At 45.5% G+C, this 17,921-nt stretch carries 14 protein-coding genes; 6 read left to right on the top strand and 8 right to left on the bottom strand.

Going from position 1 to position 17,921, the window contains the following annotated elements; all coding sequences use genetic code 11:
• Positions 1-163 precede the first annotated feature (163 nt).
• Positions 164-793, top strand: a complete 630-nt coding sequence (gene mtnB, locus H6F73_RS10280; protein ID WP_190758684.1) for a methylthioribulose 1-phosphate dehydratase — start codon at positions 164-166, stop codon at positions 791-793.
• A gap of 104 nt (positions 794-897) precedes the next feature.
• Entirely contained in the window at positions 898-1,938 is a 1,041-nt protein-coding gene (locus H6F73_RS10275; protein ID WP_190758683.1) for a patatin-like phospholipase family protein, read from the top strand.
• A 61-nt stretch (positions 1,939-1,999) separates the two neighbouring features.
• Here H6F73_RS10275 and H6F73_RS10270 read toward each other — a convergent pair whose 3' ends face one another.
• The 3 genes from H6F73_RS10270 to H6F73_RS10260 form a co-directional block, all read right to left on the bottom strand.
• Positions 2,000-2,686, bottom strand: a complete 687-nt coding sequence (locus tag H6F73_RS10270; protein ID WP_190758682.1) for a PD-(D/E)XK nuclease family protein — start codon at positions 2,684-2,686, stop codon at positions 2,000-2,002.
• Positions 2,687-3,085: 399 nt separating this feature from the next.
• Complete coding sequence (locus H6F73_RS10265) at positions 3,086-3,328, bottom strand: hypothetical protein (protein WP_190759598.1); 243 nt, start codon at positions 3,326-3,328, stop codon at positions 3,086-3,088.
• Positions 3,329-3,363: 35 nt separating this feature from the next.
• Positions 3,364-3,732: a hypothetical protein gene (locus H6F73_RS10260; protein ID WP_190758681.1), complete on the bottom strand. Its 369-nt coding sequence runs from the start codon at positions 3,730-3,732 to the stop codon at positions 3,364-3,366.
• Between the two features lie 142 nt (positions 3,733-3,874).
• Between H6F73_RS10260 and H6F73_RS10255 the strand changes: the two genes are divergently transcribed.
• The 3 genes from H6F73_RS10255 (at position 3,875) to H6F73_RS10245 (ending at position 5,394) form a co-directional block, all read left to right on the top strand.
• Positions 3,875-4,048, top strand: coding sequence for a hypothetical protein (locus H6F73_RS10255; RefSeq protein WP_190758680.1), 174 nt, complete (start codon positions 3,875-3,877; stop codon positions 4,046-4,048).
• Between the two features lie 43 nt (positions 4,049-4,091).
• Positions 4,092-4,805, top strand: coding sequence for a hypothetical protein (locus tag H6F73_RS10250; RefSeq protein WP_190758679.1), 714 nt, complete (start codon positions 4,092-4,094; stop codon positions 4,803-4,805).
• Between the two features lie 205 nt (positions 4,806-5,010).
• Positions 5,011-5,394, top strand: coding sequence for a hypothetical protein (locus H6F73_RS10245; protein WP_190758678.1), 384 nt, complete (start codon positions 5,011-5,013; stop codon positions 5,392-5,394).
• Between the two features lie 28 nt (positions 5,395-5,422).
• Here the strand turns inward: H6F73_RS10245 and H6F73_RS10240 are convergent, their stop codons facing one another.
• Complete coding sequence (locus tag H6F73_RS10240) at positions 5,423-5,620, bottom strand: hypothetical protein (RefSeq protein ID WP_190758677.1); 198 nt, start codon at positions 5,618-5,620, stop codon at positions 5,423-5,425.
• Between the two features lie 3 nt (positions 5,621-5,623).
• Between H6F73_RS10240 and H6F73_RS10235 the strand changes: the two genes are divergently transcribed.
• Positions 5,624-6,682, top strand: a complete 1,059-nt coding sequence (locus H6F73_RS10235; RefSeq protein WP_190758676.1) for a folate-binding protein YgfZ — start codon at positions 5,624-5,626, stop codon at positions 6,680-6,682.
• 390 nt (positions 6,683-7,072) lie between these two features.
• On the opposite strand, the gene H6F73_RS10230 is transcribed toward H6F73_RS10235, so the two are convergent.
• From H6F73_RS10230 to H6F73_RS26495, 4 genes are all read right to left on the bottom strand, one after another.
• Complete coding sequence (locus tag H6F73_RS10230) at positions 7,073-7,870, bottom strand: hypothetical protein (RefSeq protein ID WP_190758675.1); 798 nt, start codon at positions 7,868-7,870, stop codon at positions 7,073-7,075.
• Positions 7,871-7,952: 82 nt separating this feature from the next.
• Positions 7,953-8,246, bottom strand: coding sequence for an NAD(P)H-dependent oxidoreductase subunit E (locus tag H6F73_RS10225; RefSeq protein ID WP_190758674.1), 294 nt, complete (start codon positions 8,244-8,246; stop codon positions 7,953-7,955).
• A 53-nt stretch (positions 8,247-8,299) separates the two neighbouring features.
• A complete protein-coding gene (locus tag H6F73_RS10220) occupies positions 8,300-12,535 on the bottom strand; it encodes a non-ribosomal peptide synthetase (protein ID WP_190758673.1) in 4,236 nt (1,411 codons plus the stop codon).
• A gap of 151 nt (positions 12,536-12,686) precedes the next feature.
• Positions 12,687-16,931: an HAD-IIIC family phosphatase gene (locus tag H6F73_RS26495; RefSeq protein WP_190758672.1), complete on the bottom strand. Its 4,245-nt coding sequence runs from the start codon at positions 16,929-16,931 to the stop codon at positions 12,687-12,689.
• Positions 16,932-17,921: the final 990 nt, after the last annotated feature.

Raw genomic sequence — 17,921 nt, 5'->3', positions numbered from 1 at the left:
AAATCTTGCCTCTGCTGGAGAGAGAGACAGTGAATAAAATTTCTGTAAAATAATCTAATAAACCCCTCAAAAACCTCTCTGCTTCCACTCAGAACTTTTATCCAAAAACTCTCTTCTCTTAAACTCAGCAATCAGCACTCATCAACTCAGGACTATTATATAGATGAACACCGATCCCAGACAAAATTTAATTGCAGCAGCCAGCCATTTTTACACGCAAGGCTGGATGGTTGGCACCGCCGGCAACCTCTCGGCGCGGGTGCCCGATGGCAGCTTTTGGATTACTGCCAGTGGGCGCAATAAGGGGCATTTAACACCTAACGATTTTATCCGCGTAGCACTTGATGGTACAGTGCTAGAGCAGCCCCATCCTGATGCCCGCCCTTCTGCTGAAACAAGCATTCATGAAGCGATATATGCCTGTTTTCCAAAAGCCCAAGCCTGCTATCATGTTCACTCAATTGAAGCAAATTTAATCTCTCGGATGAGTAATCACGAGGGGCTACCTTTGCCGGCAATCGAAATGCTAAAAGGGCTGGGAATTTGGGAGAAAAATCCTAAAGTCACAGTGCCGATGTTTGAAAATCATTTCCAAGTGCCTGAAATTGCCGCTGACATTCGCACGCGTTTTCAGGTTGAGCCGCCGCAAGTGCCGGTATTGCTCATCCGAGATCACGGTGTCACGGTTTGGGCTGACTCCCAAGCAAGCGCGTATAATTATATTGAGCTGATAGAATATATTTTCCGTTATATGCTAGCAGCTCGAAAAATTGGCTTGGCGGAGCTTTTATGATCCCCATATTGGGCACATTTAAACATCTGTTACAAGATAAACAAATTCCACCTCTCATCTGCTAAGATTGCAAACAAATCAATCTACAGGGAACTCAAATAACCATGTCAAAATACACCAGAATTCTTTCAATTGACGGGGGCGGAATTCGGGGAATTATACCGGGACAAGTTTTAGTAACACTGGAAGAAAAAATTAAGAATCGGACAGGCAATCCAGATGCAAGAATTGCCGATTATTTCGATTTGATTGCCGGCACCAGTACAGGAGGTATTTTAACCTGCATTTATTTGTGTCCTGATGAAAAAAATCCAACAAGACCTAAATTTACTGCAAAAAACGCAGTCGATATTTATCTAGATAGAGGAGGCCAAATTTTTTCAGCTCCGTTCTTTAAAAAATTGCAATCTTTAGCAGGCATCACCGATGAAAAATACCCATCAGCACCCATAGAGAATTTATTAACAGAGTACTTTAAAGATTTAAAGCTGAGCCAATTACTCAAGCCGTGTTTAATTACCGCTTATGATATTGAAGCAAGAAAAGCTCGATTTTTTACTCAGCATGATGCCATAAAAGATTTAGATCAAAATTATTTTGTTAGAGATGCAGCGCGAGCGACTTCTGCCGCGCCCACGTTTTTTGAAGTAGCAAAAATTACATCACTTGCCTCTAAAAGCTATCCTTATATCGATGGGGGAGTTTTTGCAAATAACCCAACACTATGCGCCTATGCCGAAGCCCGAACAAAATTACAGCGAAAGCCAACACCGGAAGATCCATCACAAGCAAATCCGAGTGCAAAAGATATGGTGGTCTTATCCTTGGGGACAGGCGATATTAAAGAATCTTACTCTTACGCTCAAGCAAAAGATTGGGGAAAAATCCAATGGGTTAACCCGATTATTAATATCATTATGACGGGGGTTGCCGAAACCGTACATTTTCAATTACTTCAGGTTTTTGATACGATCAAAACCCCAGAACAATACCTAAGAATTAATACGGTTATACCAAATCACAGTCCAATGGCAGAAATGGATAATGTGTCAGAGGAGAATTTGAAAAAGTTGAGACAATTAGCCAATGACACGGCTTCAGACAATAGTGAAAAATTGGATAAATTTATCGATTTTCTGCTGTAGGTAGAAGAGTAGTTTTTAATGGGCGTAGCTGTAGGGAAAAAAGTAAATGTTTCCTACAGCTTTACCAGCTTTGACGCTGCCAAAAAGTCTTGACTCTTTCTTGCCACCGGCACCAATAATCCATGACGACTGCCGGCTCAAACCAAAACACCTCAGCCGGCATTTCAGGAATCGCCACCACTAACATTGCATGATTGATTTCAATCCCGCAATCTTGATAAGAATGATTAACCGCGCCGGCATAGGCAGCTAATTGGAGCGGATAATCGTACAAACGCTCAACTGAACCTTTAGGAGAATCGGCAGTTTTCCAGTCACAAACACAGGGAATCCCGCGATAACTCGCAACACAATCTACCCTGCCGGCGTAGCGCAAATCGTAGTGAAAAATATTGCCTTCAACCAATCGCACATCCTCAATTTCTTGCAACACCGGCTCAACACTTTCCCAATAAGGCTTTATCCCATCTGGACAAATAACATCCTCACCCAAAAGATAGCGTTCAATGTGCTTGTGAGTGCCCGTTCCCCTGCGTCCCGCCGTTGAAGAAATGCGGTAAGCTTCCTCTACACCAACACGCTGCTGCCACTGCGCCAGCCGATCCCGATCTTCTTGAGGTTTCGTGGCACTCAGAATCGTCGTCACACTCGGTAAACGAACACCTTGCTCATTAATATAATATTGCTTCCCATACTCCCGTACTTGCTTAGCTTTGAGCCGGGGAAGCGGTTGGAAATTAGACGGCATTAGCAATTTTATTTTATGTATATATATCGTATCATTAATCAACCCTTTAGGCAGGATTTTATCAACTTTTTCGTCAGAAATGCCCAAGCTTGAATGAGTCCGAAGACTGTTTAATAAATTGGCTTTTCTGTTCCCCAAGGTGTTTCTGGCAATTCTTCAACTTTCTAATAATCTCCAAGAAATAGGTAAGCCTTAAATGCGATTGTTGTCGCATTCTGGCCACCTTAAGAATCTCCTAGACCCTCAGCAAGATCGCTTGTCTAAACGCCAATTTTCCGCTAAGGGCAGGCCGGTTTGATGGCTGAACTTCGCTGCATTCCACTAAGCAATTCCTTTCTTCTGAAAAGTATTCAGAATCTCTTTTCCCCTACAAAGTCGGCATTGCGCTTTTCTTAGCGCTTAGTTAGATTTCAGGCGCTTAGTAATCTGACTGATAATGCCACTAAGAATCGCACCCCCCATCAAAATCCCGATGGCTGGAGTAAAAACCGGCTGCCAAAGCTTGTACCACAAATCGAGTCCTAGAGGAACCCCAGCCCCGCGCCCTATAACCGCAGCCGCCAGCCAAGCGAAGCTAAACAACACGAGGAAGACATCCGCCACTAAAAACAGATTTAGCCAATCGAGTAATTTATCTTTCATCATTTCCAACTGAAATTTCGCACAAAATGATTACTTTATGTGAGATGTTGGCGGTTGAATGCCGGTGAAATCATCCCCCACGCCCATTTGATCAATCGAACCATGCTTTGCGGATGGGAAATGGCCCATAAATTAATGCTCAGACAGGTCGCTGCCAGCCATAGCAGGATGTAGGTGGGAGCCATGACCACACCAATCATAAACCAAGTAACCACATGAAACACCATGACCAGAGCGGGAATGGCAGCAATTGCAGCCGCTTTCCACACCTGTGCTTTAGGGCGACGCAGTAGGGTGAAAGCGACTGTCAGGCCGGTTGCCACCAGATTGGCCGGCACCAGAAACGCACAGATGCTGATGCAGTGAGTGCGGGAGAATTCAGAAACGGTATTAAGGTCAAACATCACATAAAAACGATAAGCTAGGCTGTTAGTTTATCTGATATCTCAACAAACCAATGGAAAATACTGATTTATTAAATGCCATTGCCGGCGGTCTTGCTATCGCTATTGTAATTGGTGCGTTTTTGATGATGTTCACCAACGTGTGGACAACAAAGCGGTAAGAGGGGCATGGGGCATGGGGCATTGGGCATTGGGCATTGGGCATTGGGCATGGGACTCAGGACTCAGGACTCAGGACTCAGGACTCAGGACTCCCCACTTAGGAAAAAGAAGCAGTAATACTGCCGCGACTGCCCGTGGCGATTCGATATTATGAGGGAGATTTAAACCTGTTAGGGTAACTGTACAGTCCCGTGCCCATGCAAAAAAACAAGTCGATTGCTCAACTTTTCCTCGGTGTGGTGCTGTCTTTGGTGATAGCGCCCTCGCTATTGCCAACCGCAAAGGCAGAGGCAAAGCCTATCTCCCTGTTTGACGCTCGCTGTGTCAGCACCGGCCCGGGCCGCTGGCGTCGGATTACTTCAAATGTATCTGTAGGTAGAGCCGTTTATACCTCTTATCTGTACATGGGAGCCGGCTCCGAATTTTCGGGCATGACGTGCCGCATCAAGTCAGACGAACCGAAGCCTTCAGAATATGACTTCCAAACGTTGCAATTAGAGTTTGGAATGCGAGATAACGATCGGGGTAGCCCTGCCAATACGGTCAGAGTTTACTTAGATGGAGAACAAGATGCTTCTCAAACGGTCACAGTCGGGCCGGGAGAAAAAGCGTCTTTGTCGGTTGATGTCACCAATGTTCGCAATATTGCGGTTGAAACTGTCTGTAATAGCGATACCAAATATTGTGATCGGGTTTACTTTTTCAGAGCTTTGCTAGAGCCGGTGGGTGCGTCAACTTATTCCAACCCAGTTGAAACCACTCCCATGCCTCCATCAAGGGATGGAAGCGCGGATCAAGTACCTCCACCCCCACCCAACACCGGCACTGAGGGAGATGCCGGTAAGACTCCACCCCCACCCAACACCGGCACTGAGGGGGATGCCGGTAAGACTCCTCTACCACGCTTATAACCTTCCTAGCTGACTCTGGTTAACTTTTTGGATAGGCGTGGGCAGACTAAACCTCTTGCAGACAGTCGATATCTTTTTTCTTAATCGCAGCCTGTAACAGATGAACGCAGCCTGTTGACGCACACCCTGCGCTAGGGGCATCCGCTATAGTTGATTTTTGCAAGAGGCGAGGTCTGCTTTTTTACCCATACCGAGCGGTGTGCAAATGAAGCCAAAAATTAAAAATGAAGTTGCATGGCAACAAGCTAGTGTGTTGATGCAGCCGGCCCTAATCAGGGTCATCGACAATATCCGTAAACAACTGGAAGAATCTACTTGGCAGGGCACCTATCAAGAAGTGCAAACGCCCTATCCGGGTTATACGCTGTGTCTGCAACATCAAGACCGGCAAGTGACCTTTGATGTGTGGGATTTGTGCTATCAGGTATGCTTTAGCAACTACAGGTCTACCCACGCTGAAATGGAGAGTGTGGACGTTGAAGTTGACACCAGTCTCCTTGATGAAACCGGCGATGTAGACTGGAACCGGCTAGACACTAAGGCAAAACAACTGGTACAAGAAGTCTTTGCCAACTTGCCCAAGGGATAGGAGTTTTGAGTGCCCAATTCCCATACCTTTAGGTTGCCCAAGCCTTGCCCAATCCCCCGTGCCCCATGCCCAATCCCCCATGCCCCATGCCCAATCCCCCATGCCCCATGCCCCAATTCCCAGTTTTGAGGGAGATTGGCTCTGCTCGCATAAAATAGCGAATGAGATGCGCGTTTGCTTTCTGCGTTTCACTAGCATCAGAAATCACTGACAACCGCTCAGGCACAGCATGATTCAAGAATTACAAAAACTTCAAACAGCCGGTGGGGCAACATTTGAGGAATCGGCCTCTGGCGTGCCGGTGCCGGCTAGTTTTGGCAACGATGCAGCCGCCCTCAACGCGGTACGGGAAGGCGTGGCTTTGTGTGATCGCACCCACTGGGGACGCATTCAAGTTGGCGATGCAGACCGGCTACGATTTTTGCACAATCAAAGTACAAACGATTTCAACAGCCTTAAGCCTGGACAGGGTTGTGATACGGTTTTTGTCACCTCCACCGCCCGCACCATTGACTTAGCAACCGCATATCTTACAGAAGATGCGGTGCTGCTGCTTGTCTCGCCTCATCGTCGTTCCAAGCTAATGCAGTGGCTTGATCGCTATATCTTTTTTGCCGATAAGGTGAAATTAACGGATGTAACCGAAAAAACGGCTGCATTCAGCTTAATGGGGCCAAACAGCGATGCTTTACTGGATCAGTTGGGTGCCGGTGCCCTTGCCGGCCAACCTTATGGCACTCACCAGATAGTACCCCTAGGGGACGCGCAAGTGCGTGTGGCTGTGGGCAGTGGCTTAGCAGTTGCCGGCTACACCCTGATCGTCGAAGCCGGCAACGCAGCCGCCGTGTGGGAGACTTTAACGGCTGCCGGTGCGGTTCCTCTCGGTGAACAATGTTGGGAACAGTTGAGAGTTGAACAGGGACGCCCCACACCAGATCGGGAACTCACGGAAGATTACAATCCGCTAGAAGCGCGTTTATTGCAAACACTATCCTTTACCAAAGGTTGTTACATCGGTCAAGAAACAATTGCGCGTCTGGAAACCTACAAAGGCGTCAAGCAACAACTTTGGGGGGTTCGACTGAGTGCTAGGGTAGAACCCGGAACGGTAGTGACGCTAGATGAGGAGAAAGTTGGAACCCTCACGAGTTATACAGAAACCGCTCAAGGGCCATTTGGTTTGGTGTATATCCGCACAAAAGCTGGGGGTGCCGGTTTGAAAGTCCGCGTTGGAGATATTGAAGGGGAAGTTGTGGATGTGCCTTTTTTGAAGGGCGAGGAATCGTAAGTTTTTTTATTTGAACCGCAGATAAACATAAATGATTTATCTGCGGAATCTGGGGTTAAAAATTCACGATACTTGTGTTTTTGCAACAAATCCAGTCATCTTTCTAACATCAGTTCGGGACAAGAAAGGGCAAAATAGATAGCCTCAAAGTGCTAAATTCTCATCCATCTGCCCGTCCCATGTTCAGTGTCGATAACTTTTGTCAAACCTTTGAACTTCAGTGGGAAGTCAACTGGCCGATTGACTGCTTCTTTGGTTTCAAGAGTGCATCTGGTCGTTAATGATAAAAGTGAATTGCTGAACGTTGTGTTCCCCCTAGGCAATATGGTTATGACAAATGAGCTAACTTCTCAGTTAGACTCAAACAAGTTATTTGCATCATTTCCTAAATTACTTGTAGCGTCGTGAAATAGCAGAAATCAAAAGATAAATTCCACCGGCTATCGATATTATGATCTGGTAAATTCTAAGGGCTATAAAATTTAATAAAACTGATTCTTTTTCTACTTTAGTTGTCTGGAAACGGCTAAATCTTTTTTTTAAATTAATTTTCGTGTTTGGACTGGGATCGTCCTTAGGGAGGTTATATTTTATTTTTTCGACAAGGAGTTCCCAACTATCAGGCTCCATCCGAATGGCATCATCAGCACCACTTTCTTCTAAGTATCTGTCCCGGTCACCTACCATGACTTGACCCCACATTGTTAAAATAACGGGAATTTGTGCGGTTTCTGGGTTAGATTTTAACATTCGGATGTTCTCCATCCAATCCACTTGTCTATATTTACCCGAATAACCAGTATTGACTAAAATTATATCCACTTGTTTGTTAGCTGCAATTTCCATTACGGTTTCTACGTCAAACCCATAATATGCCACCAAATTAAATCTTAGAATAAACCTCTTAGCATATATCCTAAAATTAGACAAATTATCTTCAACTCTTAAAACCTTTATTGAGGCTTTAATCTGTTCAGGTTCATCAATCTCTGCGATAGCACAACGATTCATAGGATGAAAATTAAAAATAGCAATTATTTTTAAATTTTCATTCTGAAAACCCAGTAAATGATCATAGGCTTTTGCAGGAAGTGAGCAATAGACTAAATCCCAATGACAGGAGCTTTTATCTGGATCACAAACCATTAATTTGACATGACAAAGCCAGAAAGAAAATCCCCCATTCATTTTTTTATTGTCCTTAATTTGCTACTTTTCTTGTAACCAAATCGGCGCTTTTAAAGATAGTCAAATCACGTTTTTTACACTTTTACTTCAACGACTGAGGATGAAATTTGGGATAAAGCATTGCCTTCACCGGCTTCCCCCCCTGCAAATGTCGCTCAACCACCACCGGCACTTCTTCTGGGCGCACATGGCAGTACCAAACCTCCTCCGGAGTGACGAGCACCATCGGCCCATTACCACATTGTCCCAAACAACTGCTGCCGGTGACGGCGACATCATCTGGGGCGTGGGATTCAAAACTGGCAAGTACCGCCGCCGCACCCTGCTTGCGACAGGTGCGGTTTTGGCAGACTAAGACATTTTTAGAAGCTGTCATACAAACAGGGTTGAACTTCAAATATCAGAGGCAAAAGTTAAAGATTTAACGCCTTATCTTTCCTCTGTTTGCGCCCTCTCTAAGCACGCTTGCAATGTTTCAGCTAAGTAGCGAACACGAGGTTCTAAAATGATCGTTTTGTGATGCCCTGGAATCTCTTGAACTTCTACACCATCTGCTGCTAATTCGCCCCAGCCTAATAGGGGATCATAATACTTGGTAGTTGGCCTTTCTATTGCCCGTAAAAGGGTTACTTGCCCTGGATAAACTTGGGGGACATAGTTGGTGGCAGCAACACGGTTTGCACTTTCGATTTTTTTGAAATGTTCGGGTAGCGGATCTGGCAAAGTTCGACCTGTTAATTTGTAAACCTTTTTCCAAATTTTCTCGATGAAACCCTCAATTTTCCAGTACACGCGATCTGTAATGTAAAGTACCTTATCTTTCCGATTGAGTCGTGAAAGATTCAGCCGGTGAATATCAAACTGATAAGATTTTGGAGGAGTACCTTTGCCAAATGCCAGGGGACTGAAGGTATCGAAAACTGCGACTAAACCGACTTTATGACCACCCCGCACTAACTGCTGAGCCATTTCAAAGGCGATAATTCCTCCTAACGAGTGGCCGGCTAACAGATATGGCCCTTCAGGCTGAACCGTGCGGATCTCCTTGATATAGTCAGATGCCATGTCCTCGACCCGTGTGTGGGGAGTCTGTTTGCCGGCGATACCCCGCGCTTGCAACCCGTAAACCGGCTGATCTTTGCTCAGATAAGTGGCTACACCTTGGTAAGAAAGAACGTTGCCGCCAATGGCATGAATGCAGAATAAGGGCGTTTTAGAACCGTTTGGCTGAATGGGAACGAGTGAGCGGATGGGCGCTGACGGCTCTGAAGAGCGTAAAATATTTGCGAGTTGTTCAACCGTTGGTGCTTGGAAAAGGGTAGCTAGAGGCAACAGTTTGTTGAATTTTTCTTGAATTTGATTGAACAGACGCAGCGCTAGCAGCGAGTGTCCCCCTAGTTCAAAGAAGTTATCCTTAACGCTGATCGGTTTGACATGGATCAGGGTTTCCCATATTTCTGTTAATTGATGTTCTAAATCATCGCGGGGTGCAACGAAAGAATTTTCAGATTCACTGCGGTATTCAGGTGCCGGTAATGCTTTGCGGTCGATTTTACCATTGGGTGTTAATGGCACACTTTCTAGCATCACAAATGCTGAAGGAACCATGTAATCTGGCAGTTTTTCTTTGACAAAATCGCGTAATTCACTCTTAAGTGCTGAGTGCTGAGTGCTGAGTGCTGAGTCGGCTGTTTTGTTTGGCGTTCCGAAGTCAAGAATGGGGACAAGATAGGCAACTAAACGTTTCTCTCCCGGTATATCTTCACGGGCGATCACCACACTTTGCCGCACATGGGGATGCTGGCTTAATACTGTCTCAATTTCCCCCGGCTCAATGCGGAATCCTCGGATTTTTATTTGATGATCAGCGCGACCGGCAACTGATATATTCCCATCAGGTAAATACCGGCCTAAGTCTCCGGTTTTGTAGAGCCGGTCTGAGGGGATATTGGTAAATGGATTGGTGAAAAATCGCGATGTAGTTAACGATTCATCTCCCAAATATCCTTGAGATAAATAAGATGTGCGGATGTATATTTCTCCGATTTCTCCAATTCCTGCCAGCCGATGGGAGGAATTTAAAATTAGCAGTTGCACATCTTGGATGCCTCGTCCCAAGGGAATTCGGGATTGAGTGCGAGATTGGGGTATTAGGGAATTTTCGGGTCGATGGGTTGCTGTGTTTGTATGTTCTTCTAATTCTTGATTCGGAACGATATAATACCCCATTGCTTGCGGAGTTTCTGTGGCTCCATAGAAGTTCACGCAAGTAACATTTGGAGCTATATTTCGCAGTTTTTCAACATCACGAGTTGTTAATACATCGCCTCCAAAGAAGGCATAACGCAGGTTTGTTAGTTGTTGATTTTGGGAAGTTTCAGTTAAGAGCTGTCCCATTGCCGGTGTTAGGTGGCTGATGGTGATTTGCTGTTGCTTCATCCACTCGCCTAACTTGCCTGGAGTGCCGATTTCTTCTGGGGTAGGAATGCAGAGGGTTGCGCCTAACCATAGGGGTGTAAAAATGTCTCGCAGCAAGGGATCGTGGGCGAGTCCAGATAGCCCACTGAATCGATCTGATTGATTTAAATTAAAGGTTTGGACGTGCCATTGCAGGAAGTGGGAAAGCGGTTTGTGAGTGCCTAAGATACCTTTGGGCTTGCCGGTTGAGCCGGAGGTAAAGGCAATATAGGCTAAGTCATCGGGGTTAATTTCGGTATGGGGATTTTCTGTTGAATAATCCTTTAAAATCTCGCCAATTTCGACGGCTGATTCAGGTAGATTCAACCGGCACTGGCTTGATAATGTCCCAATAAAGGTTTCTAAAGTCTCCGGAAGGTTTCCTGCGACTGACATTTGCAGCCAAGCCTTCGGCTGAGCTAGCTTAACACAATCAATTAATCGCTCGGCGGGATATTTGGCATCGAGAATCACAAATGCAGCGCCGGCTTTGAGAATTCCCAGCAAAGCCACGACTATTGGGGCGCTACGATATGCGTAAATCGCGACAACATCCTGAGAACCAATGCCATGTTTTTGCAGATAATCGGCGAGTTGATTGCTGATTTTATCGAGTTGTGAATAAGTCAGATTTCCTTGCCGATCAACGATGGCTGTGCTATTTCCCACTCGCTTTGCTTGTTGGGAAAACTGCCTGTGAACAGCGCCTTCCCAAGAATCATTGAGCGTTTCATGTGGATTTGGTAAGCGTGCTTGAACTGAAGACGTTACCAAAGAAATTTCAGCTATTTTTTCTTCTGGGTTATTGACAATTTGAGCCAGAATATGCTGGAATTGTGCCAGCATTTCAACCATGCGTGCCGGCTCAAACAAATCGGCATTATAAACAAATTCTAGCTGAGTTCGTTCAGGATTTTCTCGTGCATAAAGTGTTATATCGAACTTTGATTCGAGTTCGGGACGCGGTAACGTTTCTACGGTTAATCCTGATATTTCGATGCTATTTTGCTCAAAACTGAGCATATTAAAAAATACTTGAAATAGCGGTGTGCGGCTCAAATCTCTTTCGGGCTGTAGTTCTTCAACTAATTTTTCAAAAGGCAAGTCTTGATGAGCATAAGCGTCTAAAGCAACTTGGCGCACTCGCTGCAAAACTTCTTTAAATGTTGGATTGCCTGCAAGATTGGTACGCAGAACTAAGGTATTGATAAAAAATCCAATGAGTCCTTCAATTTCTGCGCGATTGCGACCGGCAATCGGAGATCCCACAATAATATCGTCTTGTCCGCTTAGCCGCATTAGCAATGTCTGGAATGCGGCTAGCAGCGTCATGTATAAAGTGACACCTTCAGCGCGGCTAAATGCAGCCAATGCGGTGCTTAATTCAGGGGAAAGGGTTAAAGACTGACGTGCGCCGCGAAATGTTTGAACCGGCGGGCGGGGGCGATCTGTTGGCAAATCTAGCACCGGCAGCCGTCCGCCTAAGTGTTTTTTCCAATACGAAAGTTGCTGGTTTAAAACTTCACCCTGCATCCATTCGCGCTGCCAGCCGGCGAAGTCGATATATTGAATCGAAAGTTCGGGTAAAAGTGAAGGTTTGCTGGCACTATAATAGTCATAAAGTGCCGTCATTTCTCGAATTAGTATCCTACTAGACCAACCATCTGTAATGATGTGATGTATGATTAGTCCTAATACATAAGATTCTTCATCGAGTTGAAATAAATTAGCCCGAAGTAACGGCCCGGTTTCTAAGTCAAAAGGCTGCTGCGCTTTTTGAGTGGATAACTGCCAGAAAGAGCGTTCGCGTTCCTCTAAAGGCAAGTTTCTCAAATCGGTTACTGACAGGGAAATCGGTTGTGCGGGAGAAATGTATTGAACGGGTTCTGCACCGACAAGCGCGTAAGTTGTCCGCAAAATTTCATGCCGGCGGACAATTTCATTCAAACTTAGTTCAAGCGCAACAATGTTAAGTCTGCCGGTGAGGCGGACTGTGGTTGTTTCATTATAAACCGGATTGCCTGGGTCTAATCGGTCGAGAAACCATAGCCGTTGCTGGGCGAAAGAAAGCGGATAAAATTGAGTCTCACTGCCCCGAAGGATTTTGGGGATTCTAGAGACATTTAAACCCTTTTCTTTGAGCAGCAACTCAAATAGTGCCCGCTTAGTGGGAGAAAGCGTTGCAATATCTTGGATAGACTCACCCATTTTGAATCCTTCTTGATGAACAATTTATTAAGATGCCGATTAACGCTGATAAAAATTGAGCTGAAGCTATAGGATTTTGCAACAAGTATGCACACATAAATCAACTGAGCACCTTTCTATGCAATGCCCTACGCCCCATGCCCCCTGTTCGCTAAATTAGTCTTCCCAATCTTTCCCCGTGATGACGCAATTGTTTGGTAACTTCAATCATTTCTGGCCACCAGTATAACAACTGACCAAATTTAAGTACCAAACGCTGGGCTAGCTGTCGCGCTTCATCTAAATTGCGTCCCTGAACTAAATCTAGGGGAATGAAATAATCATCTCGTGTTAGAGATTGACACAACAAATCGGTGTATTTTTTAACATCATTTGCCCAGTAAGCCGGCGACTCTCCAGAAATTCGCAGATGTTCTTCTGCTAGGGAAATAAAGGAACTGCTGGTACGCCAAACTTGCAACCGTAGAAACTCTTCAAAACCGGCAAGAGGCAGTGAACCTAATTCTATTAGGTGTTTTCCAAGGGAACGCAGCCTTTCTTTTTCATCAAGCGATGCCGGCCCGAATTCGCAAGATTTAATGCATTCTACAATTAATTTAGCGGTATCAAAACCAGAAGCGGTTCTGAAAATTTCCCCGGCCCAGAATTTCCGTTGTTCCACCGGCTCGTGTAATAATGCCCAAGGTAAGTGCCCAAAAAAGCTGTTTTGAAAACACTTCCAAACCGTATTAGAAAAGATTAAATCTTGCCCGCGTCGGACGGGGATAAATGGCGGCAGCACTCCCCGATTATCTAATCCCACAAATGTGGTCATGCCGAAACTGTCATCGCTAATTCCTAGCCGGTTGGTGACTCTTAAAATATCCCGACTTGTCAGCGCATTGCGGTATCCTGACTCTGATTGCACTAATCGTTCGTGGGATTTACCGGCTAGTAAAAGATAACCCAAAGGCGCACCCCAATAACCAAAAGGCGCACCCCATCCACAGTCTCCAACCAATCCGTTAAATGTAACTAAAACTTTGCCGGCACCGGCTTCTAACCGGCGCATAAATTGATTTTCGATTGGGTTGATATTAACGGTGTCGGTATTGCCGGCAGACTCAAGAATCGCACCAACATTTTTACCCAATAACTGCTCATGCAGGGCTAAAAGGTCTTGATCTACAAACTTCACCGATTTTAAGGCAGTTTCGCGGTCATCAAACACCCAATAATCGGAAGGATCAGTGCCGGCAGTTAAAGTTAAGCCTTCCTGCAATTCTGGAGAAGGCACTAACTTGCACACCGTATCATCATCTGCGCTAAAAATGATGTCGCCGGCAGTATGCAACGTCAAAGCATTGCGGTTTGCACCCGGAGATGCGCCGGATTTTTCGACATCAAATAAGGCAAAATTGACAACGTCTTGTGGCAATCCTCCCTTTTGAATTAATGATTGAGCAAACCGCTGTTTTTCCTCTAAGCCGGCATAAAAAATCTCCGCCCCATACTGCGTTTTAAGCGAGCGCAGCATTTGCCGATAGCCATCTCGCGTTTGAGAACTGGCAGAATCATCCATGAGGACAAAATTATTCGTTCTGCCGTGTTGTTGGCTATTTTCGATGTAGCTTGTCAGGGCGCGTTTTGCACCTTCAATGCGGTTGCACGTCACCATTCCCACCGAGGCAACTGTGCCGTCTGTCGTATCCTTGTCCGCCGACTGTTTCCCATTGCTATGGGTTTTGACAGCCGTAAATGAATGACTTCTTACACTGTCATTTTCAACAGGATAATGAGCGTTTAATTCCTCAGCAGATTTGACTGTAATCTGTTGATTTGGCCCGAATTTTTCTAGTAGCTGCTGCTGGGAAATTAAGAAGCCGGCTTCGACAAATGCGGCTAACTCAGTTTTAATCGCTGCTATATCTCCACCCACATTACGGCAGATATTTTGTGCGTGTTCCTCAATGGTTTTGAATTGCCGGCATTCACACAGCATTTGCACAACATCAGCATTTAAAAGTTGACTTCTGCGGCTGTTTCTTGAGTAAACTAATTCTTGGCCGGCGCGAATTGCAACTCGTTCGATATCTCCGATCCGGTAGGGTTGAGTATACAGTGCTGAATCTTGAGCTTTGAGTTCTGAATCCTGAGTGCTGGGAGAAAGTGAAGAATCAACGATAGACGTTCCCATTTTCGCCTCCAGCATTGCCTTCGCTTCTGCTTCTGAAAGCCGGTTAACCATTTTCAGAAGTTCAGCAATCGCTTCGGCATTCATTGGCCCTTCTTGATTTTTGGCCAGCAATAAAGCGAGTCCAGAAATCGTTGGCGCTTCAAAGAAACGCTGCATGGATAGCTCAATTTGGAAGTTATCGCGAATGCGGGAAATCAATTGGGTAAGCAATAGCGAGTGACCGCCCAACTCGAAAAAGTTGTCTTCCACTCCCACTTTATCTACGCCGAGAACACGCGCCCAAATGCCTTCTAGCACTTCCTCAACAGGCGTTCGGGGGGCAATGTAACTCGATTCAATTGCCGGCCTAGATCGCAATTTTTGCGATTCAATCACTTGCAGAATTTGCTCGGCATCATATAATTCCCTGGCAATCCGAATCACTGTTTGGTGAAAGGCAGAGGAAGAATGACCGGCTTTTTCCTGCAACCGTACCGACGCGTTTTGCGGGGAGGTTTCATTTTTAGTTGGAGAACTTTCGGCTAGATCCGATGCTGCTGAGGGTTGATAACTGACTGCTGCGGCAACCTCCACCGGCACCTGATAACGCACGGCATCACCAACCGCTTCTTTAACTGAACTGATACTTTCAATAAAATTAAAAGCCGGCTGATTCTTTTTGGTTGGAATATAACCGATATCAACCCGATAAAGCCCGCGATCCTCAGCAATTTTTCCGAGTTTTGCCAGCATTCGATGCTCTACACCCCGTCCCAAAGCGCGGCAACTGAGTAGGAATGTATCGACATTAATGGCTTCAGGGTTGCTGCCAAAAAGCATTACCCCAACTAAACCATAATCGCCAAACCGATCCCGCACTTCAACAACCAAACCTTCTAATTGTCCCGATTCGCATAGCTGTTGAATATCGCTTTCAGACCGGCGAATGGTTGTAAAGTTAAATTGATTGGTTCTCTGCGTAAGCTGGGCGACTCTAGCAAAATGGTGCGCTGCCATTTCAGAGATATCAATTTCTAACCCCAATCCCTCTAAAAAATTATCGAGGGTTAAGGCTGAACTACGGAATCGTTCGCGTTCTGCATTTTGTTTGTAAAGGGCGGTGCGCTTCTTGTCTTCTTCCGTAACTTTCAGCCGATCAAATGCCCAAATGTGATTCAGAAATCTGGGAATCTCTTCGACTTCCGAAGGTAGCAGCAGGGTGAGAACTTCCGGGCAATTGGCTTGCACTTCCGCGCATTCAACGGGGTTATCATCGATAAAGATGAAACTGTCTAAACCCAAATTAAGTTCTTCGGCGATGGATTTGATATTTTCTGATTTGGGTTGCCAGTTAATCCGCCAGGAAACGATATGTTCGCGTTTGAGGGGCATTTCAGGCCGGCGATCAAAGACTTCAAAAACATCGGCTTCTATGTTTTTGCTGCATAACCCAACGATCGTGCCGGCTTGTTGCTGGACTACCATGAATTCTTGCAGAGCTTTGCGAGGCGCATCAATTTCGATTCCCATCGCCCCATCTTCGCCGCAAACGCCTTTCCATAAAGTTTGGTCGCAGTCGAGCAAAATTACCTTGTAGGGGGCGCGACTCAGGCGGGCGATTTTTCGGGCGATGGTGGAACCGAGGGCGGCAAAGAAAGCCGGTGTGTAGGGAACGTGCCCCAACTCATCTGTGTGCGCGTCGTAGTAGTTGGAAACGGGATAGAGAGACGCGAATTCTTGAGGGGTAACAGTGAAGGTATTTCTAACGCTGTCTAATTCCGAGGCGATCACGTCTTCCATCTGCTGGAAGAATGCCTGCCGGCTGGAGTCTGCAACGGCTGCCGGTGAGGCGGGGCACAAGCACACGAGTTGAGGGGTTGCGCTACGTTCTCCCACCGATTTCAAAATTCGCACCAGATCCGCCACATTTCGTTCAATGTGTTGCTTGGCTGCCGGCTGCAACGCCATGCCGGTGTGTGCGCGTTCTTCCTGCTTTTCCCAATCTTCTATTCGCACCAAAATAACATTAATGCCATTGTTATTTTGAGCCAGCAGGCTGTCAGGTGCAAGCAGTTGCTGAAAAACCTGATTATACGGTGCGAAGTCAATCTTAGAGGGGATATCTAGTTCTTGCATCCAAAAAGCGAGAGATTCCCCCACCGGCTCAGCCGTGAATGTCGCTGCAATTGCAATTGCGATTGCTGACAGTTGGGATGGCGTTTCCTTCTCTTTTAATTGCATCAGAACTTCCTCTCACTGGCTTGCTTAACTTTTCCGAGTCTCTTTCCACCTATTCACTAACCTTTCTCTGGGTGCAATCTTCCTTAAGGACGATTTCTAAAATGCCTTGTCTCGTCTAATTTTCCGCTCAATCAACGTTTGACTATTGTTTTGACGGTCTCAGATTCTCTCGCCTTGCAGATTGGGGTTGCATGAATATATTGTATAAAACATTAATGGATTTCTAGGCGTTTAGATCGGCCAAATTCATTGCCCCATGAGGCTTTGGTAATTTTTTTGACAGCGTTCACCGCAGCCGAATGTTGTTTTGGCACATGACAAAAATAAAAATTTTATATAATTTGCTTGACAAAAGCCTCAGCAGCTTTATGCCTCTGTGTTACCTACACACTTTAAGACCAAGCCTTCTATTAATCCCCAGTATAAATGATTCTTGGCTTGAAGTTGTTATTATTGGTTTTTTTGGTTGTTTCAGGGCTTTTCACCGGCATCCCAGACAAGAACTGTCGGGAAACCGGCAAATTTTGAGGAAATTACTTAAAAAAGCTGAATCGGCAGTCAATACTTTATCTGTAAAAACTTTAGCCTTTACACAGACTTTTTAATCGGCATTCATTCTTGCTTTTGCGATCATTCAGCAACAAAGTTTCAGTCAGAAAAGATCGATTTCATTGAGATTTGTGAGGTTATAAAGCATTTTTTTAGCATTTGGAAGCACAAATTGTATTTTCACTCAGTAAAATTTCGCTTGGAATTTTAATGGTTTGTTAGACTTCATCAAAATAAAACAGCGAGTCCTTGCCTTCATCCCCCTCACAGGAGTGCCGACTCGCAAATTGTAAAGCTCATTCGGGTGCGTGACTTGCGTACCCAAGGAAGAAATCGGGCTTAATTTAGGGTAAGCTTATCGGCACGATATTAAGCCGGCAGCGCGGGAATTACGGGAAGCCATAGCCGAAAAAAAAGACTGCACCGCGTTATGTCAGTGCA

The organism is Microcoleus sp. FACHB-68, from assembly GCF_014695715.1.
Taxonomy (GTDB): Bacteria; Cyanobacteriota; Cyanobacteriia; order Cyanobacteriales; family Oscillatoriaceae; genus FACHB-68.
This window is presented reverse-complemented; position numbering and strand designations above follow the sequence as displayed.

Coding starts and splice junctions, on each gene's coding strand:
- mtnB (WP_190758684.1), top strand. CDS start 164: ATGAACACCGATCCCAGACAAAATTTAATTGCAGCAGCCAGCCATTTT.
- H6F73_RS10275 (WP_190758683.1), top strand. CDS start 898: ATGTCAAAATACACCAGAATTCTTTCAATTGACGGGGGCGGAATTCGG.
- H6F73_RS10270 (WP_190758682.1), bottom strand. CDS start 2,686: ATGCCGTCTAATTTCCAACCGCTTCCCCGGCTCAAAGCTAAGCAAGTA.
- H6F73_RS10265 (WP_190759598.1), bottom strand. CDS start 3,328: ATGAAAGATAAATTACTCGATTGGCTAAATCTGTTTTTAGTGGCGGAT.
- H6F73_RS10260 (WP_190758681.1), bottom strand. CDS start 3,732: ATGTTTGACCTTAATACCGTTTCTGAATTCTCCCGCACTCACTGCATC.
- H6F73_RS10250 (WP_190758679.1), top strand. CDS start 4,092: ATGCAAAAAAACAAGTCGATTGCTCAACTTTTCCTCGGTGTGGTGCTG.
- H6F73_RS10245 (WP_190758678.1), top strand. CDS start 5,011: ATGAAGCCAAAAATTAAAAATGAAGTTGCATGGCAACAAGCTAGTGTG.
- H6F73_RS10235 (WP_190758676.1), top strand. CDS start 5,624: ATGATTCAAGAATTACAAAAACTTCAAACAGCCGGTGGGGCAACATTT.
- H6F73_RS10230 (WP_190758675.1), bottom strand. CDS start 7,870: ATGAATGGGGGATTTTCTTTCTGGCTTTGTCATGTCAAATTAATGGTT.
- H6F73_RS10225 (WP_190758674.1), bottom strand. CDS start 8,246: ATGACAGCTTCTAAAAATGTCTTAGTCTGCCAAAACCGCACCTGTCGC.
- H6F73_RS10220 (WP_190758673.1), bottom strand. CDS start 12,535: ATGGGTGAGTCTATCCAAGATATTGCAACGCTTTCTCCCACTAAGCGG.
- H6F73_RS26495 (WP_190758672.1), bottom strand. CDS start 16,931: ATGCAATTAAAAGAGAAGGAAACGCCATCCCAACTGTCAGCAATCGCA.